Here is a 21228-nt window from a genome sequence, read left to right as displayed (position 1 = left end):
TTCCGGAAAGGGGCCGGAAAGCGTTCCGGAAGAGTTCCGGAAGTCAGGCGCGGCCCGATTTCTCAAAGGCTTCGTTTACCACTTCGGGGGTGGGCGCGTTCAGGTACGGCTCGATGGCACTGAACGAGTTCCAGCCACCGACCGCCATGACGATTCGCGGGTTCATCTGCTCGCGGACGAGCAGGTCTTGGGCGTAGTACCGCCGTAGGTCGTGACTACTCACCTTTCGCCAGTCGCCGTCGCCAGTCTCGTCAGCCACTCGCTTCGCCGTCGTCTTCACTCGGCGTTGTACCTGCCGGTCGCCTATCGAGACAAGTTGCTCGTCGCGCTCGATGCCTTCGACGTTCGCGTATCGAAGCAGGTCGGACTCGACATCTTCCGGCAGGTAGGCGTCTCGTGGCTTCCCACCACCACCTTCGGTGTCCTTGCCCCGTGGGATGCGCAACCGAGCGTGACCGTCGACCTGACGCACGTGCTTCGGCTTCACCTGCGGAATCTCGAAGGACCGGAGGCCAACCTCACCACCGAGCCGGATGATGAGAGAGTCTCGGTAGCTGCCAGCCGCGCGCTGAAGTTTATCGTACTCGTCGGGGGTGAGCCAACATCGGTAGGAGTGCTGGTTCTCGTTGCGTTCGATGCGCATACACTACTCCTGAGAACTACGACACCTAGAATCTTCTCCAGCGGGAGAACCAGCCTGAAATCGGCCTATTACGCGCTTCGCCGTCGTACTTCTCCAACAACTACGAATCCATATTTACGATTGAATCACTATAGGTTATCGCGTTGAACTCCAATTTCCTCCTGCATAGATTTATACGAAGTTAGAAACAGGTTTACTCATGGATTACACCTTTACGGAATCAGATCCGATTAATTCGCCTGATGTGGGTGTCGACGAAATCCGATTCAGCATAGTTGATTCCCCGGGAGATCATGATTATGGTCAGAGAACGTTTTCGCGGATTGTCTCTGGAGAGGTTATTGAGACAACAGATTCTGAAGTCGTCGTCAAAGTCAACGTTGTAGACAACATCAATGGGGGAATGTTCGGATTGGTAGATTACCAGCATGATGCCCCTGGAGGAACCAGAGTAGAGTATGAAAAGGAACTGAGATTCGACCGTAAAAAAGTCGAAAGTCGGATTCCGGATAACTCGCCAATTCCGATGTCCCTGACTAAGGCTGTAGTCCCAGACGTAATGGATTGGGCAAAGAAAGGTGAATTTAAAGCTGAACCAGAAGATTTCCCCGATGAGTTCAGGTATAGCGGAATTTGAAAATTGCCATCGGTCTACAGTGGGTTAGAGGTTTAGCAAATCAAGCATGAATTAATTAGCTTTCCAATTCGAACAACTCCTTCTTGAGATTCTGCCTATTAAACCACCTGTTCCGAGCCTCTTTGTCCGGGGCACAGATAAACAGAAACTGCACGGTTAGCTCGACCGTATCCAACACCTGTCTATCAACCGAGATGGGAGTAAACACACCCTGAAACGGATACGTATCATCAGCACGCTTAGCGTTTAACAAGTGGCTTCGGGAGCCCCAGTTTTCGAGTGAAGTGATTCCTCGAAATTTTACATCGCCCTCAAACCCAGTCACCTCTACGTAATTTTCATCGTCGATCGGGCTCTCTGCCGGGGTTAGAATGACCTCTGATGAAAACCGATAGAGACTATTGAGATTCCCACTCAGGTTACCCAATTCAGAAACCTGAGGGATACTATCATCTTGAACCAGTTCATTCACTACTGCCTTAATCTGAAAGAGGTCATCGTCGAAATTCATTTTCTTGATTTCGCTCGTGCTGACTCCGCCAGAGACATCACCATTTAGACTTGCTACAAGAGCTCCAAGTTTCCCCTCTACAGTCGAGGAAATCTCTTCAGTCGATTCGACCTCGATTTGACTTACATCACCAAAGTGTTCCGAGAATAATTGACTGATGTGGGAATCAGAGGCGTACATGATGTGCTCGTATTCGGTCATTAACACGAACAACAGGTGTACTAAATAATAAGATTATTGACTGTATGCTAGTTAATTGGGTTCTTTTCAACCCTAACGGGGGAGTTTCGAGTAAATTCGTTCCCAATACCGATTTGTCAAAAACGGCAAAGCGATGAGAAAGGCAATCAACGGCAATATAGTGGTTTTCGGGATATTTGCCGATCCAACTAATGCCCCAAGAAATGCTCCTAAAAGTGAATACTCGACTTGTAGGGCAGATTTTCGTCGTTTCTCTCGACTGGACTCTTCCGGTGCTGAGAATTGTTCTCGGCCCATCTCCTGAGAAGTTATCCAAACGATACGTACAACTCTTTCCATAGCAGTTCGGAGTTAAGAACTTACCATAATATGAAGTTACAATTTGGTGGAAATTTATCTTTTCCGTGAATGACGCTGGTGTATGGTTGAAACGGAGACCATTCGGTGGGACGAGAATTGTATTCGGTTCGTGCAGAGCGTCGAAAAGGCTGGGTGTGTCTATGGCGAGTAGGCAAGAGTTCGGAATAAATCACGAGGGGTGGCGGTCGTGTCCCCGCAAGGACTGTGGCGAGCATCGGTGGTCGAAAGTCGGGATATGCGTCCATCTCGCCCGCGACCACGAACCGGTTACGGAGGTCTGAGGGTGCCTGACTTCGAGTTCGGGAGTCTCGACGATGCCCGCGAGTTCCGCGACGCTCACGACGACTACCTCTGTCCGCACGACGACGCTCGGAAATTGACGGTCACGCTCGTCGGCGATGCACCCGACCGCGTGCTCGACCAGGCGGCCGTGGTGTCGGCGGTGTCTCGCGAGGACTACCGGAGCGTCGGCCAACTCTCGCTGACCGAGGCAGAGAAGGACCGTATCGACTTCTCGCAGTCGCGGGCGAACGTCCCGCACGCACAGGCAGTGAAGGCTATCGCGGCCGATGCCGGTGTCGACGACTGGACCGCCTACTACGACGGTACGCTGACGACCGACGAACACCGCGGCGTGATGCAGCGCGCGGCCCGCGACGAGACCGGCGACCGACTGGACGCGGAGAAGTCGAACGACGAACGACTCGCGGAACTGGAACAGGCACTCGATGGCCAGTGCGAACACGCGGCCGGTCACTGCGAGAACGGCGAGGCCGAAGCCTGCGAGTTCCTCCAAGACGAGTGCGGGTTCACGAGAGAGCAGGTGGGGCTGTTCCTCGACGACACCGCGGACGACTCCGGCGAGCAGTCGGAACTCGTCACGGTCGGTGGCGGCGAGTATCCCGAGATGGAGGTGTCCCCGCAGGAAGCGGGCGCGCTGCACCGTAGCTGGCAGGGCTACAAGTCCGGAATCGGCCGACTCTCTCGCGAACTCGACGACGTGCGCGAGGCGGTCACGAACGCCCGCGGTGCGATAGCGGCTATCAACGCGATTCGGGAGCGTCACGGGCAGGACCGGCTGCATCCCGACCGGCTGCATGACCTACTCGACGCGCTCGATGGCCTGCCCGCGGACATCCCCGAGGTTCGCACGCTCGAACACTTCGCGGCGGACGTCGACGGCGAAGTTATCGAGCACGACGAGCAGCGCGACCTCGAAGGTGGCCGGGCGAGCGACCAGACGCGGTTCCCCGGACAGGACCGGAGCGACGTGGAGCCGGAGACAGAGAAACAGATCGACGAGAATCCTGGCGGCATCATGGCTGATGAGCGACCCGACGATGGCCCGGACCCTGAGAGTACAGAGCAGCAGATACCCGACGAATTTCAGGTCGCCGAGGGCGGCCAGACGACGATATGAATGACACTCACTGGTGCCCCGTGGAGGGGTGCGACTACGGAGAATCGGACGACAAATCACTCACGCAGGTACGGACGCACGTCAACTCGACCGGCGACGACTACCACGACTGGACCGACCTGAAAGCGGTGGTCGAGCAGCAAGCCGACGCTGGTAGTGACGAGACTACCACCGAGGAGACCACCGACGACCAGCAAGAATCGACTGACGGCGAAGACTCGACTACCAGCGAGACTACCACCGAAAGCACCGCCGAAACCGGTGGTGAAGCAACTGGTAGCACCCCTGAGGAGGAGGACATGGCGACGGATGAAGAAATCGACCAGCAGTGGAACCAGCAAGAATCGACTGACGGCGAAGACTCGACTACCACTGAAACTACCAGCGAAAGTAGTACCGAATCGGGTGGTTCTGACGGTGGTAGCAGTGGTTTCGGCGGTGGTATCCCGCTCCCGTTCTCGACTACCACCCTTCTCGTCGCTGGTGTCGTGCTCGCCGTAGTGCTGTTCTGGCTGATTCGTCGGCGTGGGTCGGGCGAACCCACGGAGACGGTAGACCAGCCGGAGAGCGGCCAGAGCGGCGACGACGGCTCGGAAGTCACGCTCATCGAGGAGGGTCCGACCGATGACTGACGCCGAGACCGACGAACAGGCGGGAGACCAGGCTGAACCAGCCGTTCCAGACAGTCCCGAGGGTGCTGACACTCCCGACCTCGGTGACGACGACTATCTCGACATCCCTGACGACGTGGCCGAACAGGTCGCCGAAGCAGACGCAGAGCAGACTGAGGACGACGAGACCGAGGAAAGCGACGACGAACAGAGCGAGTCTGCCGACGACACGACGCCGTCGCACTCGCCGGAGTCCGACCGAACCACGCTGGGCGACGTGTACTGTAACGCGCTCGGCATGGCGACCGTCGCCGCGAAGGACCGCGCCGGGACCGAGGTGGACGACCGGCAGGCCGCGATGGATGAGTACGCCGACCTCGCTCGACAGCTCGACCTGGACAAGTTCATCGACGACTGGCTGGCAGAGCACGGCCAGTCGAGTGAACTAACGCCCGGACAGGGTATCGTCGTCTTCACGGTCGTCTTCTGTGGCTCCGTGATGGTCGAAGACGCTGAACTCTCGAACGCGGTCATGGAAGGTGTCGGCGCATGATGGGCGCGATGACCGACGGCATGAAGCGCAAGATGGCCCGGAAGATGCTCAACTCGCGGATGGGAGACGCGACACTGAACATCGTCGCGACCGCCGAAGTCGAACTCGTCTCGTCCGTCGCCGAGTTGCAGGAGGCAGCCGGGTTCGACGACGAGGAGCGTATCACGGCCATGCCGACGGTGGAGGACCGGAAGGCACAGATTCAGCACGTCGTCGAGGCGAAGCTGAACGGTCGGTTCCGACAGTGGTGGGTAACGCACTGTTCCGGGCTGGAAAACGCCGACGAAGCCGCGCAGAAGGTCGGGCTCGACGACTGGCAGGCGCAGTTAGAGCGATGGGCGGACCTACTCCGTGAGAACGGGACCGAGGGCGAGACAGACGCACTCGCCGGGGCTTACGTCCGGTCGCGCTACGGCTGCACGCTCTCCGAGTTCGAGACGCTGGTTGTGGAGTGGCCAGAGGGCGACGAGAACGCGAACTCGCGTGAGGCCGAGGAGATGAAGGGCGTCATCGCGGCTGGCGTCACGAAGGCGAACGAAGGCATCGAGCGTGTCACCGAGGAACTGCGCGAGGGTGAGACCGATGGGTGACGCTCGTCGCGCGGTGGTCGACGCCGGTCTGTCCGCGTTCGGTTTGACGTGCGCTCGCGGTGGGTTCAGTGCCACAAAGACGGTGGTCGACCCCTTCGGTGAGGACCCGAACGGGGAGCCGTTCGTGGTACTACGTGAGGGGAGTAATGGCCCCTTCCTCGGGTACTTCCGGGTTCGGTGGGCGAACGACTTCGACGGCGAGTTGCGGGCACCGTGGGACGGCATCGACGAACCAACGGTCGACATCGAAGACGTGTTCGTTCGACCCGAGACGCTGCCGGGTGGTGAGTACGATGGGTGACTCGTTCATCAACGGCCTCGCGTATAGCGCGGCCCGCGGTGTCGGCGACGGTCTCTCGGAGGCGATGGACGCCAAGCGTGCGGCTGAGGAGGCACGGACGGAGGCGGAGAAGGCCTACACAGACCGGAACCTGCTGGCACTCTCGATGGCGGTCAACCGCAAGCGTATCGGCTGTGACGCCGGGTTCTACTTCGACGACGAGGGAAGCGACTGGCCGGTGGTCTGGGTCGTTCTCCCGACCGGGCAGGCGTCATGGCACGTCCCACCGGACTACATGCAGTGGCTCGAAGCGTCGTGTCTCTCCGAGGAGGAACCTGTACCGGGGTACGACGGCCACGACCGCGAGACGAAGAACAAACGACTGCTGAACGACGCCGTCGGCCGGTCGGTCCGCATCGGCATCGACGACAACGTGAGGGGACAGTGAACCTCGCGTTCGCCGCCCAGACCGGCTGGGGCAAGACCTACGTCAGTCACTCCTACATCGAGGAGAACTCCGAGGACTACGACGTGACGATAGTGCTCGACTACAAGGACGAGTACAGTGGACTTGTCGAGACTGGCCACCTGAAGCGCATGACCGCGCCGAGCGGGAGCGAGAACATCTCGCCCGACCAGTGGGAGGGCATCGTCTCGTCGGTCGGCGGACTCCAGATCGTCCGCGTCGGACTGAGGGACGAACAGTGGCAGAAGCTTCTGGAGAGCCTCATCATCGCGCTCGAACGCATGGACATCTCCGTGTTCCTCGTGCTCGACGAAGCGCACCGTTTCGCCCCGCAGAAGGGCAGCTATCCCGAGGAGATATCGACGCTGGCGACGACCTATCACGGCGACGGATTCGGCGTGTGCTGGATGTTCCAGCGGTTCGCCAAGATCGACAAAGATATCCTCTCATGCTGCACCGCCTCGATGCTCGGTGGGTTCGGCACGACCAACGACATCGACCAACTCGACACCATCGAGTACGACTCCGACGTACACCTGAAGGACAAAGAGCGGGTCTCCCACCTCTCCGACGAACTCTGTGTCGACGGTAAGCCGCTCGCACTGCGTCGGTTCGTCGACGACGATGGTCACACGGTCGGCAGCGAGTGGATATACACCGACGACCAGCGGACCGAGCGGCTGGACTCACGCGACTTCGAGATGCAGAGTACGCACTACGCGAGTGACCGGAAGCAAATCAAGCACCCATTCTGAGAATGAGAATAGATGTAACACTACGAAGTGGGAAAGCCAAACGATTCCAAGAGATAAGGGCTGAACTCACCGAAGAACTCGGATATGAACCATCACGACCAGAAGTGATTGGCTATCTTATGGGGTGTTGGAACGGAACGCGGAGCAGTTTGGTCTGATATTTCGTCTTGGGTTCTCCGAAGGCCAAATTGCCACGCAAAGATTTTACGAACACGATGACAAGTCCTAGTTCAGATGGCGAGAATCAGATCAATATTCAAGTGGGGCATCTTCTTTAGTTCCTACGTTCCACTGTACTTGATTCTCGCCTACAAACACTCTAGTATTCAAGTGGAGATACCGGCTGTTATTCCTGTAGTTCACCATGCAAAGGTCCCCCTTGTTTCGATATTTTGGCTATTACTGACCATTGTTTCACTGGTAATACTGGGTACTGTCTTCAAGATTAGAAAATCGAAGGAGCCAGAGCCCAAGAAGATACAAAAAGCCAGAAGCAGGAATGATGCAATCACGAACTACATATTGGTATACATATTTCCGTTCGTCGTTCTTGACCTATCACAGTTGGCAAACTGGGTTGTCTTCGTTAGCTTCTTTTTAGTAATCGGATTTATACAGATTCGGTCAAATCACTTATTTATAAACCCGGTGCTTGGAATCATTGGATACAACATCTATGAAGTCAACACCGAAGACCAACAACTGACATTACTGATTAACCAGCGGATAGAGGACCGGCCGACCGACATATCAGCAGTGGAATTAAGTAATGGCGTCTACATCGCAATCTAGTAATGGTTTCTGACCGCGAGGCGAAAAATATGCTTCAGGAGGCCAAAGAGGTGGCTAATTGCGACCCTGAAGAGTATTATCGCGATTTCCTGTTGGTCCGCTCTTCGGACAATTCGGAAGAGGAGAATGACGTTGAAAAAGTTGGTTTTCACTCTGATATCCTTACCGAGCTAAATATCAATCTCACGAACCAGATTCAATACCAGCTTTCTGCCCTCGGTGAATCTGATGAGGAGGATGATGATGATGTTGATCCAAGAGTAGAGATTAAAGAGTACGACGTAGAAAACCTAACTCAGTCACCGCGACCAGTTCAGTACATAGAAGAGGACGGTCTTGGAGATGAGGAGCATTTTCGTAGTGTCCTGAACGACCTCACAATCAGTGATGAAACCGATTTTACTCGGACAGATAATATCCAATTCCAGGTCTTCAGAGTGAAAAACAACATACGACCTGAGCTAATCGCTTTTCGTGATTTCACTACACGACAGATTATTGGGAGCAGTTACCGAGTTAAGATTGCCACATTCGGAAATCAAGAATATGATAAACTAAAGGAAAATCCTGTGGCACTCCCAGACACGTTTGATGTAGTCTACTATGATGGCGTGTTCTTCATTTTCAATCACACCAGCTTCGAGCGTCTGTTCAACTACTTCGAGAACTACGAAGAAGACGCAGACGAGATTTTCGAGTACCTCGTTGACTCCGAAATAAATATCGCAGACATGGAGAAGGTCGAGCAAACAGTACGCAATAGCCGCAGTGGCCTTCGGAAGATGAGGGAGATAAAGAATAGAGGGAAGTACCAGGATGTTACTCAGGAAAGGGCAGAGACGCTTATTTCTGAATCTGAAGACGTTTCACTGAAAGTAGAAACCGAAGAAGACGGAACGTGGCAGTTACGGGTAACTGATTTCCGGAAGGTAGGCGAGATACTCCAGTTGCTCAACGATGACTTTGTGGTTTCTGGCCTCGACATAATCGCTGACGAGGACGAGGAAGACAAGTACATCGCGAGGGGAGGGAAAGACCCTCGATAACCGAGATTTGTAGTTCCGGCACTAACGGATTCTCCGACAAGCCTTACGCCTGCGTTTGACGAATATTTTCCGTCACAATACGCAGTCATCATGAAAGCCGCACGCGGCGTTTTATCGCCTCTACTCTTCGATGTCGGCGTGCAGCAATGTCAATGGAATTTGGTGGCGCGTTCGACGCGCTCGCAGACGATGATACGTGGATGGACGCCGCGGAGGTCGCGGCGGGGTACCTCGGCCCTGGTATGGTGGCCAATGTCGCCGAGGGTTCGACGCCGTTCGACATCCCGAACGAAGCCTACGGTCTCGCTGGCATCGCCGCTGGTGAGAAGATGGGTCGCCGGATGGTCTCGGTCGGTTCCGGTGTCTACACCATCGACGCACTCGCCCAGCGATTCGGGCTGAAGAACCGCGTTACCAGCTTCGGAGGTAACTGAGATGGCGCGCTCGCTTTCGCACCTCTCCGACGAGGCAACGCAGTCTCAGAACGTCGCCGGGACGCTCACGCCTATCCTCGAAGTGCAGCCGACCGACGGCACGATTATCTCGCTCCTGAACCGCGTGGCGAAGGGCAAAGAGGTGGGACTGCCCATCATCGCGCAGTTCAAGAACAGCGGTGACGCCTACCTCCCGCCGGACACGTCGCTGGTCATCCGAGTTCTCCGGCCGACCGACGACGCGCCCGTGCAGGTCGCAAAGGCGACGGGCGACATCGCGGCGTGGAACACGCTCTCGACGGCCGACCAGCGCAACGCGGAGAACATCGACGCCGTGAAGGTCGAACTCGCGGGCGAACGCATCAACATCCGCGACAGCGACGTGCTCCGTTTCGAGCTCCAGTCGAGCGAGCAGATCGACTGGGCGAACTCGGAACTGTACGCGTACCGCAAGGGTGTCGTCGAGACGGGGGCCTGAACGGATGAAACAGCAGGAAGCCGAGGCCGCGCTGAAGAACACGCCCGCGAAGAACCAGAGTCTCAAGCGCGCCGACTTCGAGTTGACCGACGGTGCGACGAACCAGCGCACGAAGATAGCCTCGTTCAAGGCGAAGGTACCGCTCGTGCTTCGTGAGGCGGCCATGCGTCTGGTCTTCGTCGTCGGTGAGGAGTTCACCGCCGACGGGACCGGTAACACGGAGACGCACAACCTCTCGAACGAACTCATCGACACGCCGAACACGAGTTCGCTCGAACTCTACAGCGACGGTCAGCGTGTGCAGCCGGACTCGGTGGACTACGACGCCAACTCGTTCGACTACACCGACAGCGGCAACGACGAGACGCTGCATGCGTTCTACGTCGCGCGTGACCCGGTGAAGGTCAGTATCGAGCGTGTCGCTCCGAAGTCGCAGGGTCGGATGGCCGACGTGGTCTACGACGACGTGAGTGCGGCACTCCACGAGCGTAACCAGACGAAGGAACCGCCGCGGATGGAGTTCGGTGAGGACCCGCTGAAGCGCGTGGTCCCGAAGGACTGGAAGCTGGAAGTCTACGCTGACGGGCCGGTCGCGTACCGGTGGGACGACAGCGGACTGGCGACGAACAACGGCGACGTGGCGGTCAACGCGATGATGACCATTCCCGTCGCTCGCTCCCAGAAGCAGATTCCGGGCCTGTCACGGGCGGTCCGTCTGAATCTCGCGGAGGACTGAGCCATGAACCGCCCGCTCATCGAGGGCGAGAGCGGGTCTGCCGGTGGCGTCAGCACATCCTACGTTTCTTCGAGTTCGACGACGACCGAGAGCGGACCGTCTATCGCGTTCCAGACCGCGGACGGGACGGCGGTTGAACTCGACTCGGAGGACCTGATTGTGTTGCTGATGGCACTTCAGACTCTCATGCTCGCCTACGTGACGTACAAGGAGGCAGGACAGTGACCGACGGCTGGGGCTGGATTCGTGACCTGCTCGGGTTCGACGAACCGGAGTCGCCGACGCACGGCGCGGTCCAAGACCAGACGCACGTCGTCGCTGCACAAGCCGATAGCGACGGTGAGGTAGCCGCGAGCACCGACAACGTCACCAACGTCTACGACTACATCGCCGCGCCGAAGGGAGGTGCGACGGGCGTCCCTGCCGGGTCGACGCTCATCGACTTCTTCGATGGCGTGATGACGAACTCGGAGATGTCTGAGGACGTGACCGAGTTCGAGCCACTGGCCGAACTCAGTGGGGCGGACAACCTCCGGTCATGCGCGCTCTACATCGACGTGCCCGCGGCGGTCGACATCGACGGCGGTGACTCGTTCGAAGTCGAGTCGGGGCTTCAGTTCATCGAGGCGACGAAGTTCCAGCAGATTCGCATCGTGACGGATGCGCCCGCTCGGATAGCGGCTATCGCGTCCACTCGGTCGACGCCGATGACGACGACGAACGGCGCGTTCGTTCGCGCTGCACAGCTCGAAGCGAGCACCCCCGACGCCTACCAGTCGCTCGACTGGACGACGCCGGAGACGGCGACCCGCGAGGGCGATTACTCGACGCACGCAGACGCGACCATCCCGGTCGACGGCCGGGAGTCGACCGTCTCTGTCGAGAACACCAGTGGGAACGAGAACGCGGTCGACGTCCGGCTGGTGGCCCGGACGGCGAAGGGTGAACCGTTCCAGACTGTCGCCGAAGTGCTCGGACTGGCCGACGGCGACCATCACGTGTTCAACGTCCAGCAGCAGTATCACACCGACCTGCAAGTGCAGGTCCGCAACAACACGGACGGGCAGACCGTCTCTGGAGCCGCGCAGTTCCGCGGCGAGGACAACTGATGGTGTACACCTACGACAGTGGTGGGGGCGGTGGGGCAATCGAGACTGACACCCCTTCCACGACGACGAGTGACGGTGATGAGTACAGCCTGCACGACGCAATCGGGTCGGGTGGACTTCAGACGAGTGTCGATGAAGACACGGGCCGAGCAGAGCAGACTATCGGCGGTGGGAATAGCGGCCCGACCGTGACGTACGGCGAATCACAGGAGGACGACATCCATGTCTTCACGAACGACGGGTCGGACACGATTGCCGAAGTCGAAGAAGACGAACAGTCGTTAGAGAACGCGCTCGATGGACTGGCGTTCGGCGACCCCGACGAGGTGGACGACATCGGGAGCGGGTCCGCGGTCGAGGACACGACGCCAGACGACCAGCCGAACAACACACCCGCGATGGCGACGGCAGGCAGCGACAACCTCGTGATGTACGCAGTCGTCGCGCTCGCAGTGCTCGCAGTCGTCTTCTCGGGTGGTGCGTGATGCCGTCGCTGTGGGACTCTGCGGCTGGTCTCGCCGACGACCTCGCAGGTTCGACTGACGAGGCGGTGGCGCGGACGTTCGACGATGAAGCCGGTGGCGGCATCATCGACGGTACGACCGAGACCATCGGTGCAGGATACGACACCGTAGCAGGTACGGCAGACCATCTCGCAGGCTCGACCGACGAGGCGTTCGCTCGCCAGTTCGACGACGAAGCGGGCGGCGGGATACTCGACTACGACACCTACGCCGGGTGGGCGGACCACATGGCGGGCTCGACCGACGAAGCGTGGGCACGCCAGTTCGACAGCACGCCCGGTGGTGGCTTCGCTGATCTAGCCGGTGACGCTGCGAACGACGGGGTGGACGTGGCCGGTGACGCCCTTATCGACATGACGAAGGGCATGGTGTCGTTCGAGAAGGAACTGCTGGCGACGGCCGGTAAGGAACTCTTCGGCGGCTGGTACCAGTGGTGGATGGCCCCGGCCGCTCTGTTGAGCGTGCTGTTCATCTTCCGCGACGAGATAGCGACGGCGACCGGCGCTGGCGTGGGGGCGGCGACGTGACTGCTCCCACCGAACTCGTGATGGCTGGGTCGGGTGTGGTGACGGCGCTGAGCGGGCTGGGTGTAGTGGCCTACGTCCGGGCGGCGCGGCAGGACGCGAAGACCGCCGTGACCGTGCTCCTCGGTGCGACCGACGAACGCGAGGGGCTGGTTCACGAGGTTGAGCGAAACACGAAGTTCCGGCGGCAGTTCCCGGCATCGTCCGGGCTGCGCGTCGAGCACGAGGAGAGCGATTACTGATGGCACTCAACGGCAAGACGAACATTGGCGCTCCGGCGGCTGGTATCACCGAGGAACAAGCTCAGAAACTGGCTCTCGTACACAGTAACGGCTTCGCGCCGGGGTTCTCGGGATGACGTTCGAGACGAAGACGTTCCGGGGGACGGTCGACGATTCTCAGAACGGGACGGAACTCGATTCGTTCACTCCCGGCAGCGACGAACTCTGGTACGTCGATGTGGGGTATGTGCTGTCGACGAACGACCAAGACGCAGACAGCAGTGACCCGCACATCGGCATCGAGTTCGGCGTGCAGGATAAGCAGACTTCGCTACCCGCGTATCTGCCTCAGTCTACGAAAGCCCGCGCGGGGAACTTCAACGGCCCGGACACCGACCAGTCTACCGCTGGTGTCTACCTCACTGACGAGGAGCGGCTGGTGATTCAGGGGTGGGCTGAAATCAACGGTGGAAGTGCGACCGCGGAATGGTTCGTCAAGATTCGGAGGGTCCTGTGATGAAGGAGAGACCAGCAGTTCTGGCGGCGAAGATGGACAAGCAGGCGGCCATCATCTCCGACGCCGACCGCCTCAAGTCGCAGTCTACCTCGGACCGACCGGGAGACGCGACCGTGAACGAGGTGCGGACGGCCTACGCCGACGCGATGGACGCGCTTCGAGCGGCTGGTGGGAGCGTGGCCGCGGTCGAAGACGTGGAACTTCCGACCGACCGATTGCAGCCCGACGGTGAGAGTGCATGACTGTTGAGGACAAGACGAAGACCCTCACGTTCAGTGCGGATGGGTCTGGGAAGCGGGTTCTCGACTCTCGAACGGTTCCGTTGGATGAAATCTGGTACGTCGATTCGGTGAAACTCTCATCGATGGGTGACTCAGGCACGAACGCGCAGGCTTTCGCCGGTATCGCCATCATCAATGAGCCGTCTCTGCCGCTCACTACGTCCGATAAGTACGGGCTGGCCACTACGACGGGGAAGTATTCTGACAACGGTGTCGGGATATCTACGTCGGCAATCGGTGCGTACGCTCACAGCGGCGAGGAGATAGCGATTGTCGGGGACGACGGTGGCACTGATGCTGGAATCGACTTCCACGCGACGGTGACGATTCGGAGGGTCTGCTGATGGCTGCGGAACTGCCTACGGTCGACCCTGCGCTGATACTGGCGTTCCTCGCGGGCCTGTTCGTGCCGTTCGAGTTCGCTATGACGCGGATTCGTGGGTTCGGCAAGTTCTGGGTGGCGAAGCTACCACAGTACGAGCCGGACGAGGAGACCGCCAGCGGGGGCGAGTGATGGTTCCGACGTTTCCTGTCGAGCGCGTTCCGGACGGTATCGCAGCCGCGCCGCATCACCTGTACATCGGCGCGCTCGTTACGCTGGTGGCGTGCATGGTCGTGTGGGACGACGAACCGGAGCGTGAGCCACTCGTCGTCGTCTGCGGCGTGCTGGTCGCACTGTTCGGATTCGCGTCGGTGTGGCCGTACCTGTCGCCACGTGTGGGAGCGGCGATGACGCTCGTCGGGCTGGTGGGGGCACTGGCCGCGCTGGCCTTTCGTCGCTCGTACTGGGGCGCTCAGTCGCGCGTGGTGCAGGTCGTCGTCGTGGTCGGGTTGGTAATCGCGCTCGATGATGCAGTCAGTCACGCGCTGTATCCGCCGACACCGCTCGACCTACTGTTCCACCGGGGGATGCTCCCCGTGGGGAGGTGGCTCGATGGCTTCCTCTGAGCGGGAACCGCCGGTCGGTGTCGCCGACGCGGGTCACGCGGAGTATCGTGACGTGAGTGACGGTGAGGAACTGGTCGTCTACGACCGGGAGAACGAAGACGGGTGGGTTCGGTCGGATACGTCGGTCGCCGATATGGAGTTCGGAACCGACGAAAGAAGAAAGCGGGCGTAGCGGGCTGTTCTCGACTCTTTTCAGACGGTAGCAGTCAACTGGAACCGCGAGAAGTCTTCTCGCTGGGTCCATGCTTGGACGGTGGCGGCTCCGGCTCCGTAGGCCCAGACGGTCGCACCGAGCAGGTGTTCTCTCGCGATGGTGCAGCGAGAGGTCATGCTTCTACCTCGTCGGCGACGACTCGACAGTTCGGGCACTGGCGTTCGCCGTCTTCGAGCGGCGTGCCGCACGTGCAGCGGTCGGGTTCGAACTCGCTGCCGAGCGGTTCATCACACTTCAGACACCGCGTGCCGTCGGCGTTCGGATGGTGGCCGATGCACTTGCCGGGTGACGTGTGGCCGAGCGAGTCGGCGCGGTCGTCGCCGTCGTCGTCGGTGGTGTCGCGTTCGTCTGGGTCGTGGACGGTGATGACGCCCCAGCGTGGCGTGAGGTAGCCGCGCTGGTCGAGCGGCTTGATGATGGTACGCTTGACCGCTCCCTTCTTCACGCCGGTCGCTTCGGCGACGGTGGAGAGTGCGGCGTCGGTGTCGATGCGACCGTTCGGGCCGGTCACTTGTCGGAGTCGCTGGTAGCCGTCACGGAGCCGGTCATCGTCGGGAAGGTCCGCGTCTGCGTCGGTTGCGTCGTCGTCGAGGTGGTCGACGATTGCTTGCCGGAAGAACTCGGCGCGGGACACGTCGAGAGAGTCGTCAAGCGCGTCGATGAGGCCCTCGTCGGCGCGGAACTTGACCTGCTTCTTGCGCCCGTTCTCACCGCCGTGGATGTGCTTGCTCATGCGGCCACCTCAGAGTGGTACCGTTCTCCCAGCGGGTGGTACCATGCGAAAACCGCATGACGTGGCTGGGGTACCCCCGAGAATCGGAACGTGGGTACTAGCCCCCCCACGAGAGTCTGCGGGGGACTCGCGTGGGCGCGCCCCAACCGCGTGTGCGTGTGGGACCGCCGTCGTCGTCGGGTGTTCACTGGCATGGTTCCTCCTCGATGACGCAGGTGGCTACGCCGGGGCAGTCGGGGCAGCGGGTGCCGTGGATGACGTTCTTGAACGTGTTGTGGCAGAGGTGGCATCGGTGGGTTGTGCAGGCGATGGTCGTGGTTTCGTTGTGGTCGGGGCAGTAGCCGCGTTGCTGGCGGTTGTCGACGAGGTCGCGGAGTTCGTCGAGGTTCACCGTCGCTCACCTCCGCCAAGCGTCGTCTGAGAGAGGCCGACGCGAACGAACCGTTCTCTTTCGGATGGGTCGAAGTTGCAGACCAGTCGCTCGGTGGCGTCAGAGGTCCCTCGACACATGCGGTGTCGGCGGGTTCGTTCGACGATGTGGAAGTCGTCGAGACCGTCAGGAAGCGTCTCGTAGGAAACCATCCAGTCGGCCTCGACATCGTGGAGGACGTCGACGAAGTCGTCGTGGTTGAACTCGCAGTCGTAGTAGTGTTCGGCGTCGACGTACGGCGGGTCCATGTAGAACAGGACTGCCTCTTGGTCGTAGTCTTCGAGAATCGCGGTGTAGTCCTTGTTCTCGATGATTACGTCGTGGAACCGGTCGGCCAACACGTTGAGGCGGTGCCGGGCGTTGTCGAACGTCCGGGCTGGTGACTTCTTGGCTCGGGTTTTGAAGCCGTTCGGGCTGGAGATGTCTCCGGCGAACTGCATGTATCGGAGTGTCCAGAAGCGCCCTGCACGGCGTATCGGGTCGTCTGGGCGTACGCCGTCGAAGTAGTCCGCTACCCAGTCGTCGTACAGCGACCGGGAGTAGGGCACGTTCTTGACCCACTCGGTGAGTTCGTCTGTTCGCTCACGGAGGGTCTCGAAGAACTGCACGAGGTCGTCGTTCACGTCGTTGTAGACTTCGTTCTGACTGGGTGGCTTGTTGTACGTGAGAGCGGCACTGCCGCCGAAGACTTCGACGAAACAGCGGTGCTCGGGAACCTTCTCGAGTATCCAGTCGGACCCGCGGCCTTTGCCACCGGGGTACGGGAACGTCGAGACGTGGTTGTTCGGCCGCTCGACCGACCCTGCGTGTGCGTCGGTCACCGCCGAACACCTCCGTCGGCGCGGATGCGGTCGGCGTGGGTGTCGGGGTCAATCCGTACTGTGTCGTCGGTGACTGGTTGGACGGTGATGGGCTGGTCGTGGAGGTCGTCTGTGGGGTCGCCGAAGTCGGCCTTTCGGATGGTGCAGAGGTGGGCGCACTCGGGAGTTGAGTCGCCTCGTATCTGGCCGTAGTGGTGACCGTCACACACCGTGAGTTTGCCATCGACGAACGTGTGACAGCGGCCGATGTACTCGCCGTCTTCGAGCGCGAGCATCACGTGATGGACTTGGTCGCCGTCGGGGAGGAGCACGCGCCAGCCGTAGCGGTTCAGTGGTTCGATGAGGGCTGCGTCGGGGTCGGCGCGTTGCCACGACTGACTGTTGCGGTCGCGTTCCGCCTCGAAGTCGAGAACGGTGGGCATCACTCGTCACCTCCGTCGTCGAAGGTCTCGCCGCACTCTGGGCAGTATTCCCAGCCGGTGGACCGCCAGTATCTGTGTGAGGATTCGCAGGACTCGTGTTCGTCGTCCGGCATCACTCGTCACCTCCGTCGTCGAAGGTCTCGCCGCACTCTGGGCAGTATTCCCAGCCGGTGGACCGCCAGTATCTGTGTGAGGATTCGCAGGACTCGTGTTCGTCGTCCGGCATCACTCGTCACCTCCGAAGTCGCGGCGACCGGCGTAGTAGCAGTCCCAACAGACGACGCGCTCGTTACACTCGCAGTCATCGCCGTCGTCGGTAGCGGCTGCGTCAGAGAAGTCGGCGAGCGTCGTCGTCGTCACGGCAGACACCCCCCTTCGTCGAGTGCTGGGCACCGCTGGTGCTGTTCTTCGATGTACCCACCGCAGTAGTCGCAGATAGGTGGCTCTGCGAGGGTGGTGAACAGGAAGAAGTATCTTCTATCTGTACTGTTGGTCTTTAAGAACGGAATGGGGACGAAGGGATTTGAACCCCTGATCGACTGATATCTCCGGTGTGTGCGCCTCGGAACTCCAGAGGGTCGTCGTCGCGGTACCGATGATCAGTCGGCCGCTCGGTATATCAGTCTGGAGTTTCGTCCCGGGCGCGTGGCCTCTGGAGTCAGTCGCCATGCCTGGCTTGGCCACGTCCCCTCGTGCCTTCGTTTGGCGGTTTTGATTAAAGGGGTTTCGATTCAGATTCTCTACGGGAGTCGGTCACTCGTCGCGGTCGTCGTCGGCCCAGTCGCACTCTTGGCACTTGTAGCCGGTGACGAGTTCGGTGACGCTGGGCATGTAGACGACCGAGAGGACGTCTTCGCCGCAGTCGGGACACTTCCGGTCGGCGTCTGCGATGTTCTCGGCTTCCATGACGGATTCGCCTTCGACGAGTTCGGCGAGGCTCTTGGGGGTGACCATGCGCCCCTGGACGACGCGATTGTCTGCCATGGGTCGAGAACGACACTCGGGAGAGGTAAGCCCTCCGGTCAGGGAGAGCGAGACGTGAGAAGCAGCAGGAGCAAATCAGTCGGCGCACTCGCTGGCGTCGTCCAGTGCGTCGGCCTCGTCGCCGGAGGGTTCGAGCGCAAACACGGCGGCGACGGCGACGACGGCCAGCGGGGCGGAGCCGACTTCGAGGCCCCAGATGGACAGCGCGAGCAGGCCGAGGGCGACCGCGCTGCCGAAGCGGAAGCGGTCCACGTCGACGTTGCGGCGCAGGGTCGGGGCGAGCAGGGCCACGGCGAGGGCGAACGTCGCGCCGATAGCGGCCGCGGCGGTGGCCTTCAGCACGAGCATCGCGTCGGGCGTGAGGGCGAGCTGCGGGTTCGAGAGGTCGAGGCTGAGCAGCAGGCCGAGACCGACGATGACGGCGGGTCGGGGCAGGTACTCGCCGATGCGCGCCGAGGCGGTCTTGGCGGCGACGGCGAGGATGACCAGCGCGGCCGCGTGCTCGAACGTCGGGATGTCGAGGACGCTCTCGATGGTCGGCGCGAGGGCGGCTTCGACCGCGGCGAGGGCGACGAGACCGATGCCGACCGCAGCGACGCTCAGTACGATTTCGCGCTGCGTCCCCTGCATCTCGGCGAGGATGACCGCGACGGTGGCGCTGCCGCCGAAGACGAGGAGGCCGACCTGCAGGATGCCGAGTGGCCCGTCGAGTGCGCCCGCGAGGACGAGCGCGGGGAAGATACCGTCGACGAGCGGGAGGCCCATGACGGTCGCGAGCAGCTTGGTCTTCCCGCCGACGAGACCCTCTAGTCTGAGGGCGACGGGGTGACGTGACGTACTCATTCGGCTGCCTGAGCGACCTGACCCGTGGCCGCGGGGCGATACCGAGGACGACGCTCCGCAGGACGAGAGATATCGGACCGGCGAATCGCGTCGAGTGCGATGAGTCGCCGCCGAAGCGTCGGTGTTTTCGCTACGAACAGAAAGCGCGAGCTAGCGGTGTCGTCGTGTCCGTCAGCGACCGTGCGCGCTCCGATGTGCGTAGCGGAGTTCATACCCACAGGTCAGTCCGCCGAACTGATAAAGATTGTGTGATAGAAGTCTGCAAGCACCACCGAACCCACGCCAAAGTATATTCGAAATCTACGATTCATAGCTAGTGTATAGCATAGGCCGAAAAAGTACCAATATTCCGCACGGTTCCTCTCGGTTGTGGAGAATGTGAAAGGGAGAACCACGCAGCGAACGTCTCGGAACGTTTTTGACGGAATCGTGCGGACCCCTTATATGGCGAAGGACGCTCCCGACGGCGGCACATTCTCAGACAAACTGCGAGTACCAGAAGCGCTCACGTTCGACGACGTACTGCTCCGACCCAAGGAGAGTCGTGTCGAGCCAGACGAGGCCGACCTGACCTCGCGTGTATCGAAGAACGTCGAGGTACCCGTCCCGGTGCTCTCGGCGGCGATGGACACCGTGACCGAGGCAGACATGGGCATCGCGATGGCCCGACACGGCGGGCTCGGTGTCATCCACCGGAACCTCGACGAGGACGAGATGGCGGCCCACGTCGAGCGAGTCAAGCGCGCAGACGAACTCATCATCCGCGAAGTCGTGACGGCTTCCCCCGACATGACCGTGCGAGAAGTCGACGAGATGATGGAGCGCGAAGGCGTCAACGGCGCGCCGGTCGTCGACGACGAAAAACAGGTCCTCGGCATCATCTCCGGCACCGACATCCGCCCGTACCTCGAAGTCGGTGAGGAAGACCACGTGCGCGAGGCCATGACCGAAGAGGTCGTCACGGCCACGAAAGGTGTCAACGCGCGCGACGCGCTCGAACTCATGTACGAGCACAAAATCGAGCGCGTCCCCATCGTCGATTCGGCCGACCGACTCATCGGCCTCGTGACGATGCAGGGAATCCTCCACCGCCGTGAGTACGACAACGCGGCCCGTGACGACGACGGTCGTCTCATCGCCGGCGCGGCAGTCGGCCCGTTCGAGACCGACCGCGCAATCGTCGCCGACGAGGCTGGCGCGGACGTACTCTTCATCGACTGCGCGCACGCGCACAACCTGAACGTCATCGACGGCGCGCGAGAGATCAAGGAGAACGTCGAGGCCGACGTGGTCGTCGGGAACATCGGCACGCGAGAGGCTGCCGAAGACCTCGTCGACTTCGCAGACGGCCTCAAGGTCGGCATCGGCCCGGGCTCCATCTGTACGACTCGCGTCGTCTCCGGTTCCGGCATGCCCCAGATTACGGCCGTCGCCGAGGTCGCAGACGTGGCGAAGGAGCACGACGTTCCCGTCATCGCCGACGGTGGCATCCGCTACTCCGGCGACGCCATCAAGGCCGTCGCAGCCGGCGCAGATGCAGTGATGCTCGGTTCGTACTTCGCGGGCACCGACGAGGCACCGGGCCGCGTCGTCACGATGAAGGGCAAGAAGTACAAGCAGTACCGCGGCATGGGCTCAGTCGGCGCGATGCAGTCCGGCGACGGCCAGCGCTACCTCAAGGACGACGACGAGGACGAGGAGTACGTCCCTGAAGGCGTCGAGGCCGCGACCCCGTACAAGGGACCACTCAGTAAGGAACTCCACCAGCTCGTCGGTGGGATGCAGTCCGGGATGGGCTACGTCGGTGCCGAGACGGTGCCCTCGTTCAAAGAGCGCGCTGAGTTCGTCCGCGTCTCCGCGGCCGGCCAGACCGAGAGTCACGCACACGACGTGATGATCACGGACGAAGCGCCGAACTACAAGCCGGACGGGAGCTAAAGTCCCTTTCCGGCTGTTTCGCAGGCTGGCGAGCAGTACTCGTTTTCGGCGGCGTTCGCGCCGGAGCGGGCGACGAAGTCTGCCCCGCACTCGGCACAGGCGTACGTCTCGAAGTCGGACATCGCACTCGGAGAGACGGCGGCGAACGAAAAAGCAGTGCCACCTAGCGTTTTTGCCTTTCCGCAGCCGACCAGCGACGACAGCAG

General features: G+C 60.6%; 37 protein-coding genes and 1 tRNA gene. 25 read left to right on the top strand and 13 right to left on the bottom strand.

The window, feature by feature from the left end:
- Positions 1–43: 43 nt before the first annotated feature.
- The gene (locus ACSC1P_RS02040; protein WP_435358461.1) at positions 44–643 is read right to left on the bottom strand and encodes a site-specific integrase; all 600 of its coding nucleotides are present in this window, start codon (positions 641–643) and stop codon (positions 44–46) included.
- A gap of 199 nt (positions 644–842) precedes the next feature.
- Between ACSC1P_RS02040 and ACSC1P_RS02035 the strand changes: the two genes are divergently transcribed.
- Entirely contained in the window at positions 843–1280 is a 438-nt protein-coding gene (locus tag ACSC1P_RS02035; RefSeq protein ID WP_435358460.1) for a hypothetical protein, read from the top strand.
- 55 nt (positions 1281–1335) lie between these two features.
- Here ACSC1P_RS02035 and ACSC1P_RS02030 read toward each other — a convergent pair whose 3' ends face one another.
- Complete coding sequence (locus ACSC1P_RS02030) at positions 1336–1992, bottom strand: hypothetical protein (protein WP_435358459.1); 657 nt, start codon at positions 1990–1992, stop codon at positions 1336–1338.
- A gap of 643 nt (positions 1993–2635) precedes the next feature.
- On the opposite strand from ACSC1P_RS02030, the gene ACSC1P_RS02025 reads away from it, so the two are divergent.
- From ACSC1P_RS02025 to ACSC1P_RS01915, 23 genes are all read left to right on the top strand, one after another.
- Positions 2636–3772, top strand: coding sequence for a hypothetical protein (locus ACSC1P_RS02025; protein ID WP_435358458.1), 1137 nt, complete (start codon positions 2636–2638; stop codon positions 3770–3772).
- A complete protein-coding gene (locus ACSC1P_RS02020; protein ID WP_435358457.1) occupies positions 3769–4404 on the top strand; it encodes a hypothetical protein in 636 nt (211 codons plus the stop codon). The genes ACSC1P_RS02025 and ACSC1P_RS02020 overlap by 4 nt, the downstream gene beginning before the upstream one ends.
- On the top strand, positions 4397–4936 hold the full coding sequence (locus ACSC1P_RS02015) for a hypothetical protein (protein ID WP_435358456.1): 540 nt from the start codon (positions 4397–4399) through the stop codon (positions 4934–4936). Before ACSC1P_RS02020 ends, ACSC1P_RS02015 begins: the two co-directional genes overlap by 8 nt.
- On the top strand, positions 4933–5526 hold the full coding sequence (locus tag ACSC1P_RS02010; protein WP_435358455.1) for a hypothetical protein: 594 nt from the start codon (positions 4933–4935) through the stop codon (positions 5524–5526). The genes ACSC1P_RS02015 and ACSC1P_RS02010 overlap by 4 nt, the downstream gene beginning before the upstream one ends.
- Positions 5519–5827: a hypothetical protein gene (locus ACSC1P_RS02005; protein ID WP_435358454.1), complete on the top strand. Its 309-nt coding sequence runs from the start codon at positions 5519–5521 to the stop codon at positions 5825–5827. The genes ACSC1P_RS02010 and ACSC1P_RS02005 overlap by 8 nt, the downstream gene beginning before the upstream one ends.
- On the top strand, positions 5820–6254 hold the full coding sequence (locus ACSC1P_RS02000; protein ID WP_435358453.1) for a WDGH domain-containing protein: 435 nt from the start codon (positions 5820–5822) through the stop codon (positions 6252–6254). Before ACSC1P_RS02005 ends, ACSC1P_RS02000 begins: the two co-directional genes overlap by 8 nt.
- Positions 6251–7027, top strand: coding sequence for an ATP-binding protein (locus ACSC1P_RS01995; RefSeq protein ID WP_435358452.1), 777 nt, complete (start codon positions 6251–6253; stop codon positions 7025–7027). The genes ACSC1P_RS02000 and ACSC1P_RS01995 overlap by 4 nt, the downstream gene beginning before the upstream one ends.
- 234 nt (positions 7028–7261) lie before the next feature.
- The gene (locus tag ACSC1P_RS01990; protein ID WP_435358451.1) at positions 7262–7819 is read left to right on the top strand and encodes a KwaA family protein; all 558 of its coding nucleotides are present in this window, start codon (positions 7262–7264) and stop codon (positions 7817–7819) included.
- A gap of 2 nt (positions 7820–7821) precedes the next feature.
- Positions 7822–8865 (top strand): Kiwa anti-phage protein KwaB-like domain-containing protein, encoded by a 1044-nt coding sequence (locus ACSC1P_RS01985; protein ID WP_435358450.1) that lies wholly within the window; start codon positions 7822–7824, stop codon positions 8863–8865.
- A 146-nt stretch (positions 8866–9011) separates the two neighbouring features.
- The gene (locus tag ACSC1P_RS01980; protein ID WP_435358449.1) at positions 9012–9299 is read left to right on the top strand and encodes a hypothetical protein; all 288 of its coding nucleotides are present in this window, start codon (positions 9012–9014) and stop codon (positions 9297–9299) included.
- Position 9300: 1 nt separating this feature from the next.
- Positions 9301–9777: a hypothetical protein gene (locus tag ACSC1P_RS01975; RefSeq protein WP_435358448.1), complete on the top strand. Its 477-nt coding sequence runs from the start codon at positions 9301–9303 to the stop codon at positions 9775–9777.
- Between the two features lie 4 nt (positions 9778–9781).
- On the top strand, positions 9782–10513 hold the full coding sequence (locus ACSC1P_RS01970) for a hypothetical protein (RefSeq protein ID WP_435358447.1): 732 nt from the start codon (positions 9782–9784) through the stop codon (positions 10511–10513).
- A gap of 3 nt (positions 10514–10516) precedes the next feature.
- Positions 10517–10738: a hypothetical protein gene (locus ACSC1P_RS01965; RefSeq protein ID WP_435358446.1), complete on the top strand. Its 222-nt coding sequence runs from the start codon at positions 10517–10519 to the stop codon at positions 10736–10738.
- Complete coding sequence (locus ACSC1P_RS01960; RefSeq protein WP_435358445.1) at positions 10735–11622, top strand: SDR family oxidoreductase; 888 nt, start codon at positions 10735–10737, stop codon at positions 11620–11622. The genes ACSC1P_RS01965 and ACSC1P_RS01960 overlap by 4 nt, the downstream gene beginning before the upstream one ends.
- Positions 11622–12107 carry a hypothetical protein gene (locus ACSC1P_RS01955; RefSeq protein ID WP_435358444.1) on the top strand — a complete coding sequence of 162 codons (486 nt, stop codon included), beginning with the start codon at positions 11622–11624 and terminating at the stop codon, positions 12105–12107. Before ACSC1P_RS01960 ends, ACSC1P_RS01955 begins: the two co-directional genes overlap by 1 nt.
- Positions 12107–12673, top strand: coding sequence for a hypothetical protein (locus tag ACSC1P_RS01950; RefSeq protein WP_435358443.1), 567 nt, complete (start codon positions 12107–12109; stop codon positions 12671–12673). The genes ACSC1P_RS01955 and ACSC1P_RS01950 overlap by 1 nt, the downstream gene beginning before the upstream one ends.
- On the top strand, positions 12670–12912 hold the full coding sequence (locus ACSC1P_RS01945; protein ID WP_435358442.1) for a hypothetical protein: 243 nt from the start codon (positions 12670–12672) through the stop codon (positions 12910–12912). Before ACSC1P_RS01950 ends, ACSC1P_RS01945 begins: the two co-directional genes overlap by 4 nt.
- A 112-nt stretch (positions 12913–13024) precedes the next feature.
- Positions 13025–13408, top strand: a complete 384-nt coding sequence (locus ACSC1P_RS01940) for a hypothetical protein (protein WP_435358441.1) — start codon at positions 13025–13027, stop codon at positions 13406–13408.
- Complete coding sequence (locus tag ACSC1P_RS01935; RefSeq protein ID WP_435358440.1) at positions 13408–13650, top strand: hypothetical protein; 243 nt, start codon at positions 13408–13410, stop codon at positions 13648–13650. Before ACSC1P_RS01940 ends, ACSC1P_RS01935 begins: the two co-directional genes overlap by 1 nt.
- Positions 13647–14033 (top strand): hypothetical protein, encoded by a 387-nt coding sequence (locus tag ACSC1P_RS01930; protein WP_435358439.1) that lies wholly within the window; start codon positions 13647–13649, stop codon positions 14031–14033. Before ACSC1P_RS01935 ends, ACSC1P_RS01930 begins: the two co-directional genes overlap by 4 nt.
- Positions 14033–14203 (top strand): hypothetical protein, encoded by a 171-nt coding sequence (locus ACSC1P_RS01925; RefSeq protein ID WP_435358438.1) that lies wholly within the window; start codon positions 14033–14035, stop codon positions 14201–14203. Before ACSC1P_RS01930 ends, ACSC1P_RS01925 begins: the two co-directional genes overlap by 1 nt.
- Complete coding sequence (locus tag ACSC1P_RS01920; protein ID WP_435358437.1) at positions 14203–14637, top strand: hypothetical protein; 435 nt, start codon at positions 14203–14205, stop codon at positions 14635–14637. The genes ACSC1P_RS01925 and ACSC1P_RS01920 overlap by 1 nt, the downstream gene beginning before the upstream one ends.
- Positions 14624–14809, top strand: coding sequence for a hypothetical protein (locus tag ACSC1P_RS01915; RefSeq protein ID WP_435358436.1), 186 nt, complete (start codon positions 14624–14626; stop codon positions 14807–14809). Before ACSC1P_RS01920 ends, ACSC1P_RS01915 begins: the two co-directional genes overlap by 14 nt.
- A gap of 20 nt (positions 14810–14829) precedes the next feature.
- Here ACSC1P_RS01915 and ACSC1P_RS01910 read toward each other — a convergent pair whose 3' ends face one another.
- The 10 genes from ACSC1P_RS01910 to ACSC1P_RS01865 all read right to left on the bottom strand — a co-directional run bounded on the left by ACSC1P_RS01910 (position 14830) and on the right by ACSC1P_RS01865 (position 19296).
- Positions 14830–14967: a hypothetical protein gene (locus ACSC1P_RS01910; protein WP_435358435.1), complete on the bottom strand. Its 138-nt coding sequence runs from the start codon at positions 14965–14967 to the stop codon at positions 14830–14832.
- A complete protein-coding gene (locus ACSC1P_RS01905) occupies positions 14964–15584 on the bottom strand; it encodes a hypothetical protein (protein WP_435358434.1) in 621 nt (206 codons plus the stop codon). Before ACSC1P_RS01905 ends, ACSC1P_RS01910 begins: the two co-directional genes overlap by 4 nt.
- Before the next feature lie 184 nt (positions 15585–15768).
- Positions 15769–15975 (bottom strand): hypothetical protein, encoded by a 207-nt coding sequence (locus ACSC1P_RS01900; protein ID WP_435358433.1) that lies wholly within the window; start codon positions 15973–15975, stop codon positions 15769–15771.
- Complete coding sequence (locus ACSC1P_RS01895) at positions 15972–16835, bottom strand: DNA adenine methylase (RefSeq protein ID WP_435358432.1); 864 nt, start codon at positions 16833–16835, stop codon at positions 15972–15974. The genes ACSC1P_RS01900 and ACSC1P_RS01895 overlap by 4 nt, the downstream gene beginning before the upstream one ends.
- A complete protein-coding gene (locus ACSC1P_RS01890; RefSeq protein WP_435358431.1) occupies positions 16832–17257 on the bottom strand; it encodes a hypothetical protein in 426 nt (141 codons plus the stop codon). The genes ACSC1P_RS01895 and ACSC1P_RS01890 overlap by 4 nt, the downstream gene beginning before the upstream one ends.
- Positions 17258–17482: 225 nt before the next feature.
- Complete coding sequence (locus ACSC1P_RS01885) at positions 17483–17617, bottom strand: hypothetical protein (RefSeq protein WP_435358430.1); 135 nt, start codon at positions 17615–17617, stop codon at positions 17483–17485.
- 148 nt (positions 17618–17765) lie between these two features.
- Positions 17766–17947: transfer RNA gene (locus ACSC1P_RS01880), tRNA-Trp, on the bottom strand.
- Between the two features lie 63 nt (positions 17948–18010).
- The gene (locus ACSC1P_RS01875) at positions 18011–18241 is read right to left on the bottom strand and encodes a DUF5795 family protein (RefSeq protein ID WP_435358429.1); all 231 of its coding nucleotides are present in this window, start codon (positions 18239–18241) and stop codon (positions 18011–18013) included.
- A gap of 75 nt (positions 18242–18316) precedes the next feature.
- Positions 18317–19084, bottom strand: a complete 768-nt coding sequence (locus ACSC1P_RS01870; RefSeq protein ID WP_435358428.1) for a DUF5794 domain-containing protein — start codon at positions 19082–19084, stop codon at positions 18317–18319.
- Complete coding sequence (locus ACSC1P_RS01865) at positions 19081–19296, bottom strand: hypothetical protein (RefSeq protein ID WP_435358427.1); 216 nt, start codon at positions 19294–19296, stop codon at positions 19081–19083. The genes ACSC1P_RS01870 and ACSC1P_RS01865 overlap by 4 nt, the downstream gene beginning before the upstream one ends.
- A gap of 232 nt (positions 19297–19528) precedes the next feature.
- Here ACSC1P_RS01865 and guaB point away from each other — a divergent pair, with 232 nt between their 5' ends.
- Positions 19529–21022 carry an IMP dehydrogenase gene (guaB, locus tag ACSC1P_RS01860; RefSeq protein WP_435358426.1) on the top strand — a complete coding sequence of 498 codons (1494 nt, stop codon included), beginning with the start codon at positions 19529–19531 and terminating at the stop codon, positions 21020–21022.
- Here the strand turns inward: guaB and ACSC1P_RS01855 are convergent.
- Complete coding sequence (locus ACSC1P_RS01855) at positions 21019–21144, bottom strand: hypothetical protein (RefSeq protein ID WP_435358425.1); 126 nt, start codon at positions 21142–21144, stop codon at positions 21019–21021. The genes guaB and ACSC1P_RS01855 overlap by 4 nt on opposite strands.
- Positions 21145–21228 lie beyond the last annotated feature (84 nt).

It is taken from the genome of Haloarchaeobius caseinilyticus, assembly GCF_051207395.1.
Taxonomy (GTDB): domain Archaea; phylum Halobacteriota; class Halobacteria; order Halobacteriales; family Natrialbaceae; genus Haloarchaeobius.
The sequence above is the reverse complement of the archived record's forward strand: the minus strand, read 5'-3'. Positions and strand labels throughout refer to the sequence as shown.

Coding starts and splice junctions, on each gene's coding strand:
- ACSC1P_RS02040 (WP_435358461.1), bottom strand. CDS start 643: ATGCGCATCGAACGCAACGAGAACCAGCACTCCTACCGATGTTGGCTC.
- ACSC1P_RS02035 (WP_435358460.1), top strand. CDS start 843: ATGGATTACACCTTTACGGAATCAGATCCGATTAATTCGCCTGATGTG.
- ACSC1P_RS02030 (WP_435358459.1), bottom strand. CDS start 1,992: ATGACCGAATACGAGCACATCATGTACGCCTCTGATTCCCACATCAGT.
- ACSC1P_RS02020 (WP_435358457.1), top strand. CDS start 3,769: ATGAATGACACTCACTGGTGCCCCGTGGAGGGGTGCGACTACGGAGAA.
- ACSC1P_RS02015 (WP_435358456.1), top strand. CDS start 4,397: ATGACTGACGCCGAGACCGACGAACAGGCGGGAGACCAGGCTGAACCA.
- ACSC1P_RS02010 (WP_435358455.1), top strand. CDS start 4,933: ATGATGGGCGCGATGACCGACGGCATGAAGCGCAAGATGGCCCGGAAG.
- ACSC1P_RS02005 (WP_435358454.1), top strand. CDS start 5,519: ATGGGTGACGCTCGTCGCGCGGTGGTCGACGCCGGTCTGTCCGCGTTC.
- ACSC1P_RS02000 (WP_435358453.1), top strand. CDS start 5,820: ATGGGTGACTCGTTCATCAACGGCCTCGCGTATAGCGCGGCCCGCGGT.
- ACSC1P_RS01990 (WP_435358451.1), top strand. CDS start 7,262: ATGGCGAGAATCAGATCAATATTCAAGTGGGGCATCTTCTTTAGTTCC.
- ACSC1P_RS01985 (WP_435358450.1), top strand. CDS start 7,822: ATGGTTTCTGACCGCGAGGCGAAAAATATGCTTCAGGAGGCCAAAGAG.
- ACSC1P_RS01980 (WP_435358449.1), top strand. CDS start 9,012: ATGTCAATGGAATTTGGTGGCGCGTTCGACGCGCTCGCAGACGATGAT.
- ACSC1P_RS01975 (WP_435358448.1), top strand. CDS start 9,301: ATGGCGCGCTCGCTTTCGCACCTCTCCGACGAGGCAACGCAGTCTCAG.
- ACSC1P_RS01970 (WP_435358447.1), top strand. CDS start 9,782: ATGAAACAGCAGGAAGCCGAGGCCGCGCTGAAGAACACGCCCGCGAAG.
- ACSC1P_RS01965 (WP_435358446.1), top strand. CDS start 10,517: ATGAACCGCCCGCTCATCGAGGGCGAGAGCGGGTCTGCCGGTGGCGTC.
- ACSC1P_RS01955 (WP_435358444.1), top strand. CDS start 11,622: ATGGTGTACACCTACGACAGTGGTGGGGGCGGTGGGGCAATCGAGACT.
- ACSC1P_RS01950 (WP_435358443.1), top strand. CDS start 12,107: ATGCCGTCGCTGTGGGACTCTGCGGCTGGTCTCGCCGACGACCTCGCA.
- ACSC1P_RS01940 (WP_435358441.1), top strand. CDS start 13,025: ATGACGTTCGAGACGAAGACGTTCCGGGGGACGGTCGACGATTCTCAG.
- ACSC1P_RS01935 (WP_435358440.1), top strand. CDS start 13,408: ATGAAGGAGAGACCAGCAGTTCTGGCGGCGAAGATGGACAAGCAGGCG.
- ACSC1P_RS01930 (WP_435358439.1), top strand. CDS start 13,647: ATGACTGTTGAGGACAAGACGAAGACCCTCACGTTCAGTGCGGATGGG.
- ACSC1P_RS01925 (WP_435358438.1), top strand. CDS start 14,033: ATGGCTGCGGAACTGCCTACGGTCGACCCTGCGCTGATACTGGCGTTC.
- ACSC1P_RS01920 (WP_435358437.1), top strand. CDS start 14,203: ATGGTTCCGACGTTTCCTGTCGAGCGCGTTCCGGACGGTATCGCAGCC.
- ACSC1P_RS01915 (WP_435358436.1), top strand. CDS start 14,624: ATGGCTTCCTCTGAGCGGGAACCGCCGGTCGGTGTCGCCGACGCGGGT.
- ACSC1P_RS01910 (WP_435358435.1), bottom strand. CDS start 14,967: ATGACCTCTCGCTGCACCATCGCGAGAGAACACCTGCTCGGTGCGACC.
- ACSC1P_RS01905 (WP_435358434.1), bottom strand. CDS start 15,584: ATGAGCAAGCACATCCACGGCGGTGAGAACGGGCGCAAGAAGCAGGTC.
- ACSC1P_RS01890 (WP_435358431.1), bottom strand. CDS start 17,257: ATGCCCACCGTTCTCGACTTCGAGGCGGAACGCGACCGCAACAGTCAG.
- ACSC1P_RS01875 (WP_435358429.1), bottom strand. CDS start 18,241: ATGGCAGACAATCGCGTCGTCCAGGGGCGCATGGTCACCCCCAAGAGC.
- ACSC1P_RS01870 (WP_435358428.1), bottom strand. CDS start 19,084: ATGAGTACGTCACGTCACCCCGTCGCCCTCAGACTAGAGGGTCTCGTC.
- ACSC1P_RS01865 (WP_435358427.1), bottom strand. CDS start 19,296: ATGAACTCCGCTACGCACATCGGAGCGCGCACGGTCGCTGACGGACAC.
- guaB (WP_435358426.1), top strand. CDS start 19,529: ATGGCGAAGGACGCTCCCGACGGCGGCACATTCTCAGACAAACTGCGA.
- ACSC1P_RS01855 (WP_435358425.1), bottom strand. CDS start 21,144: ATGTCCGACTTCGAGACGTACGCCTGTGCCGAGTGCGGGGCAGACTTC.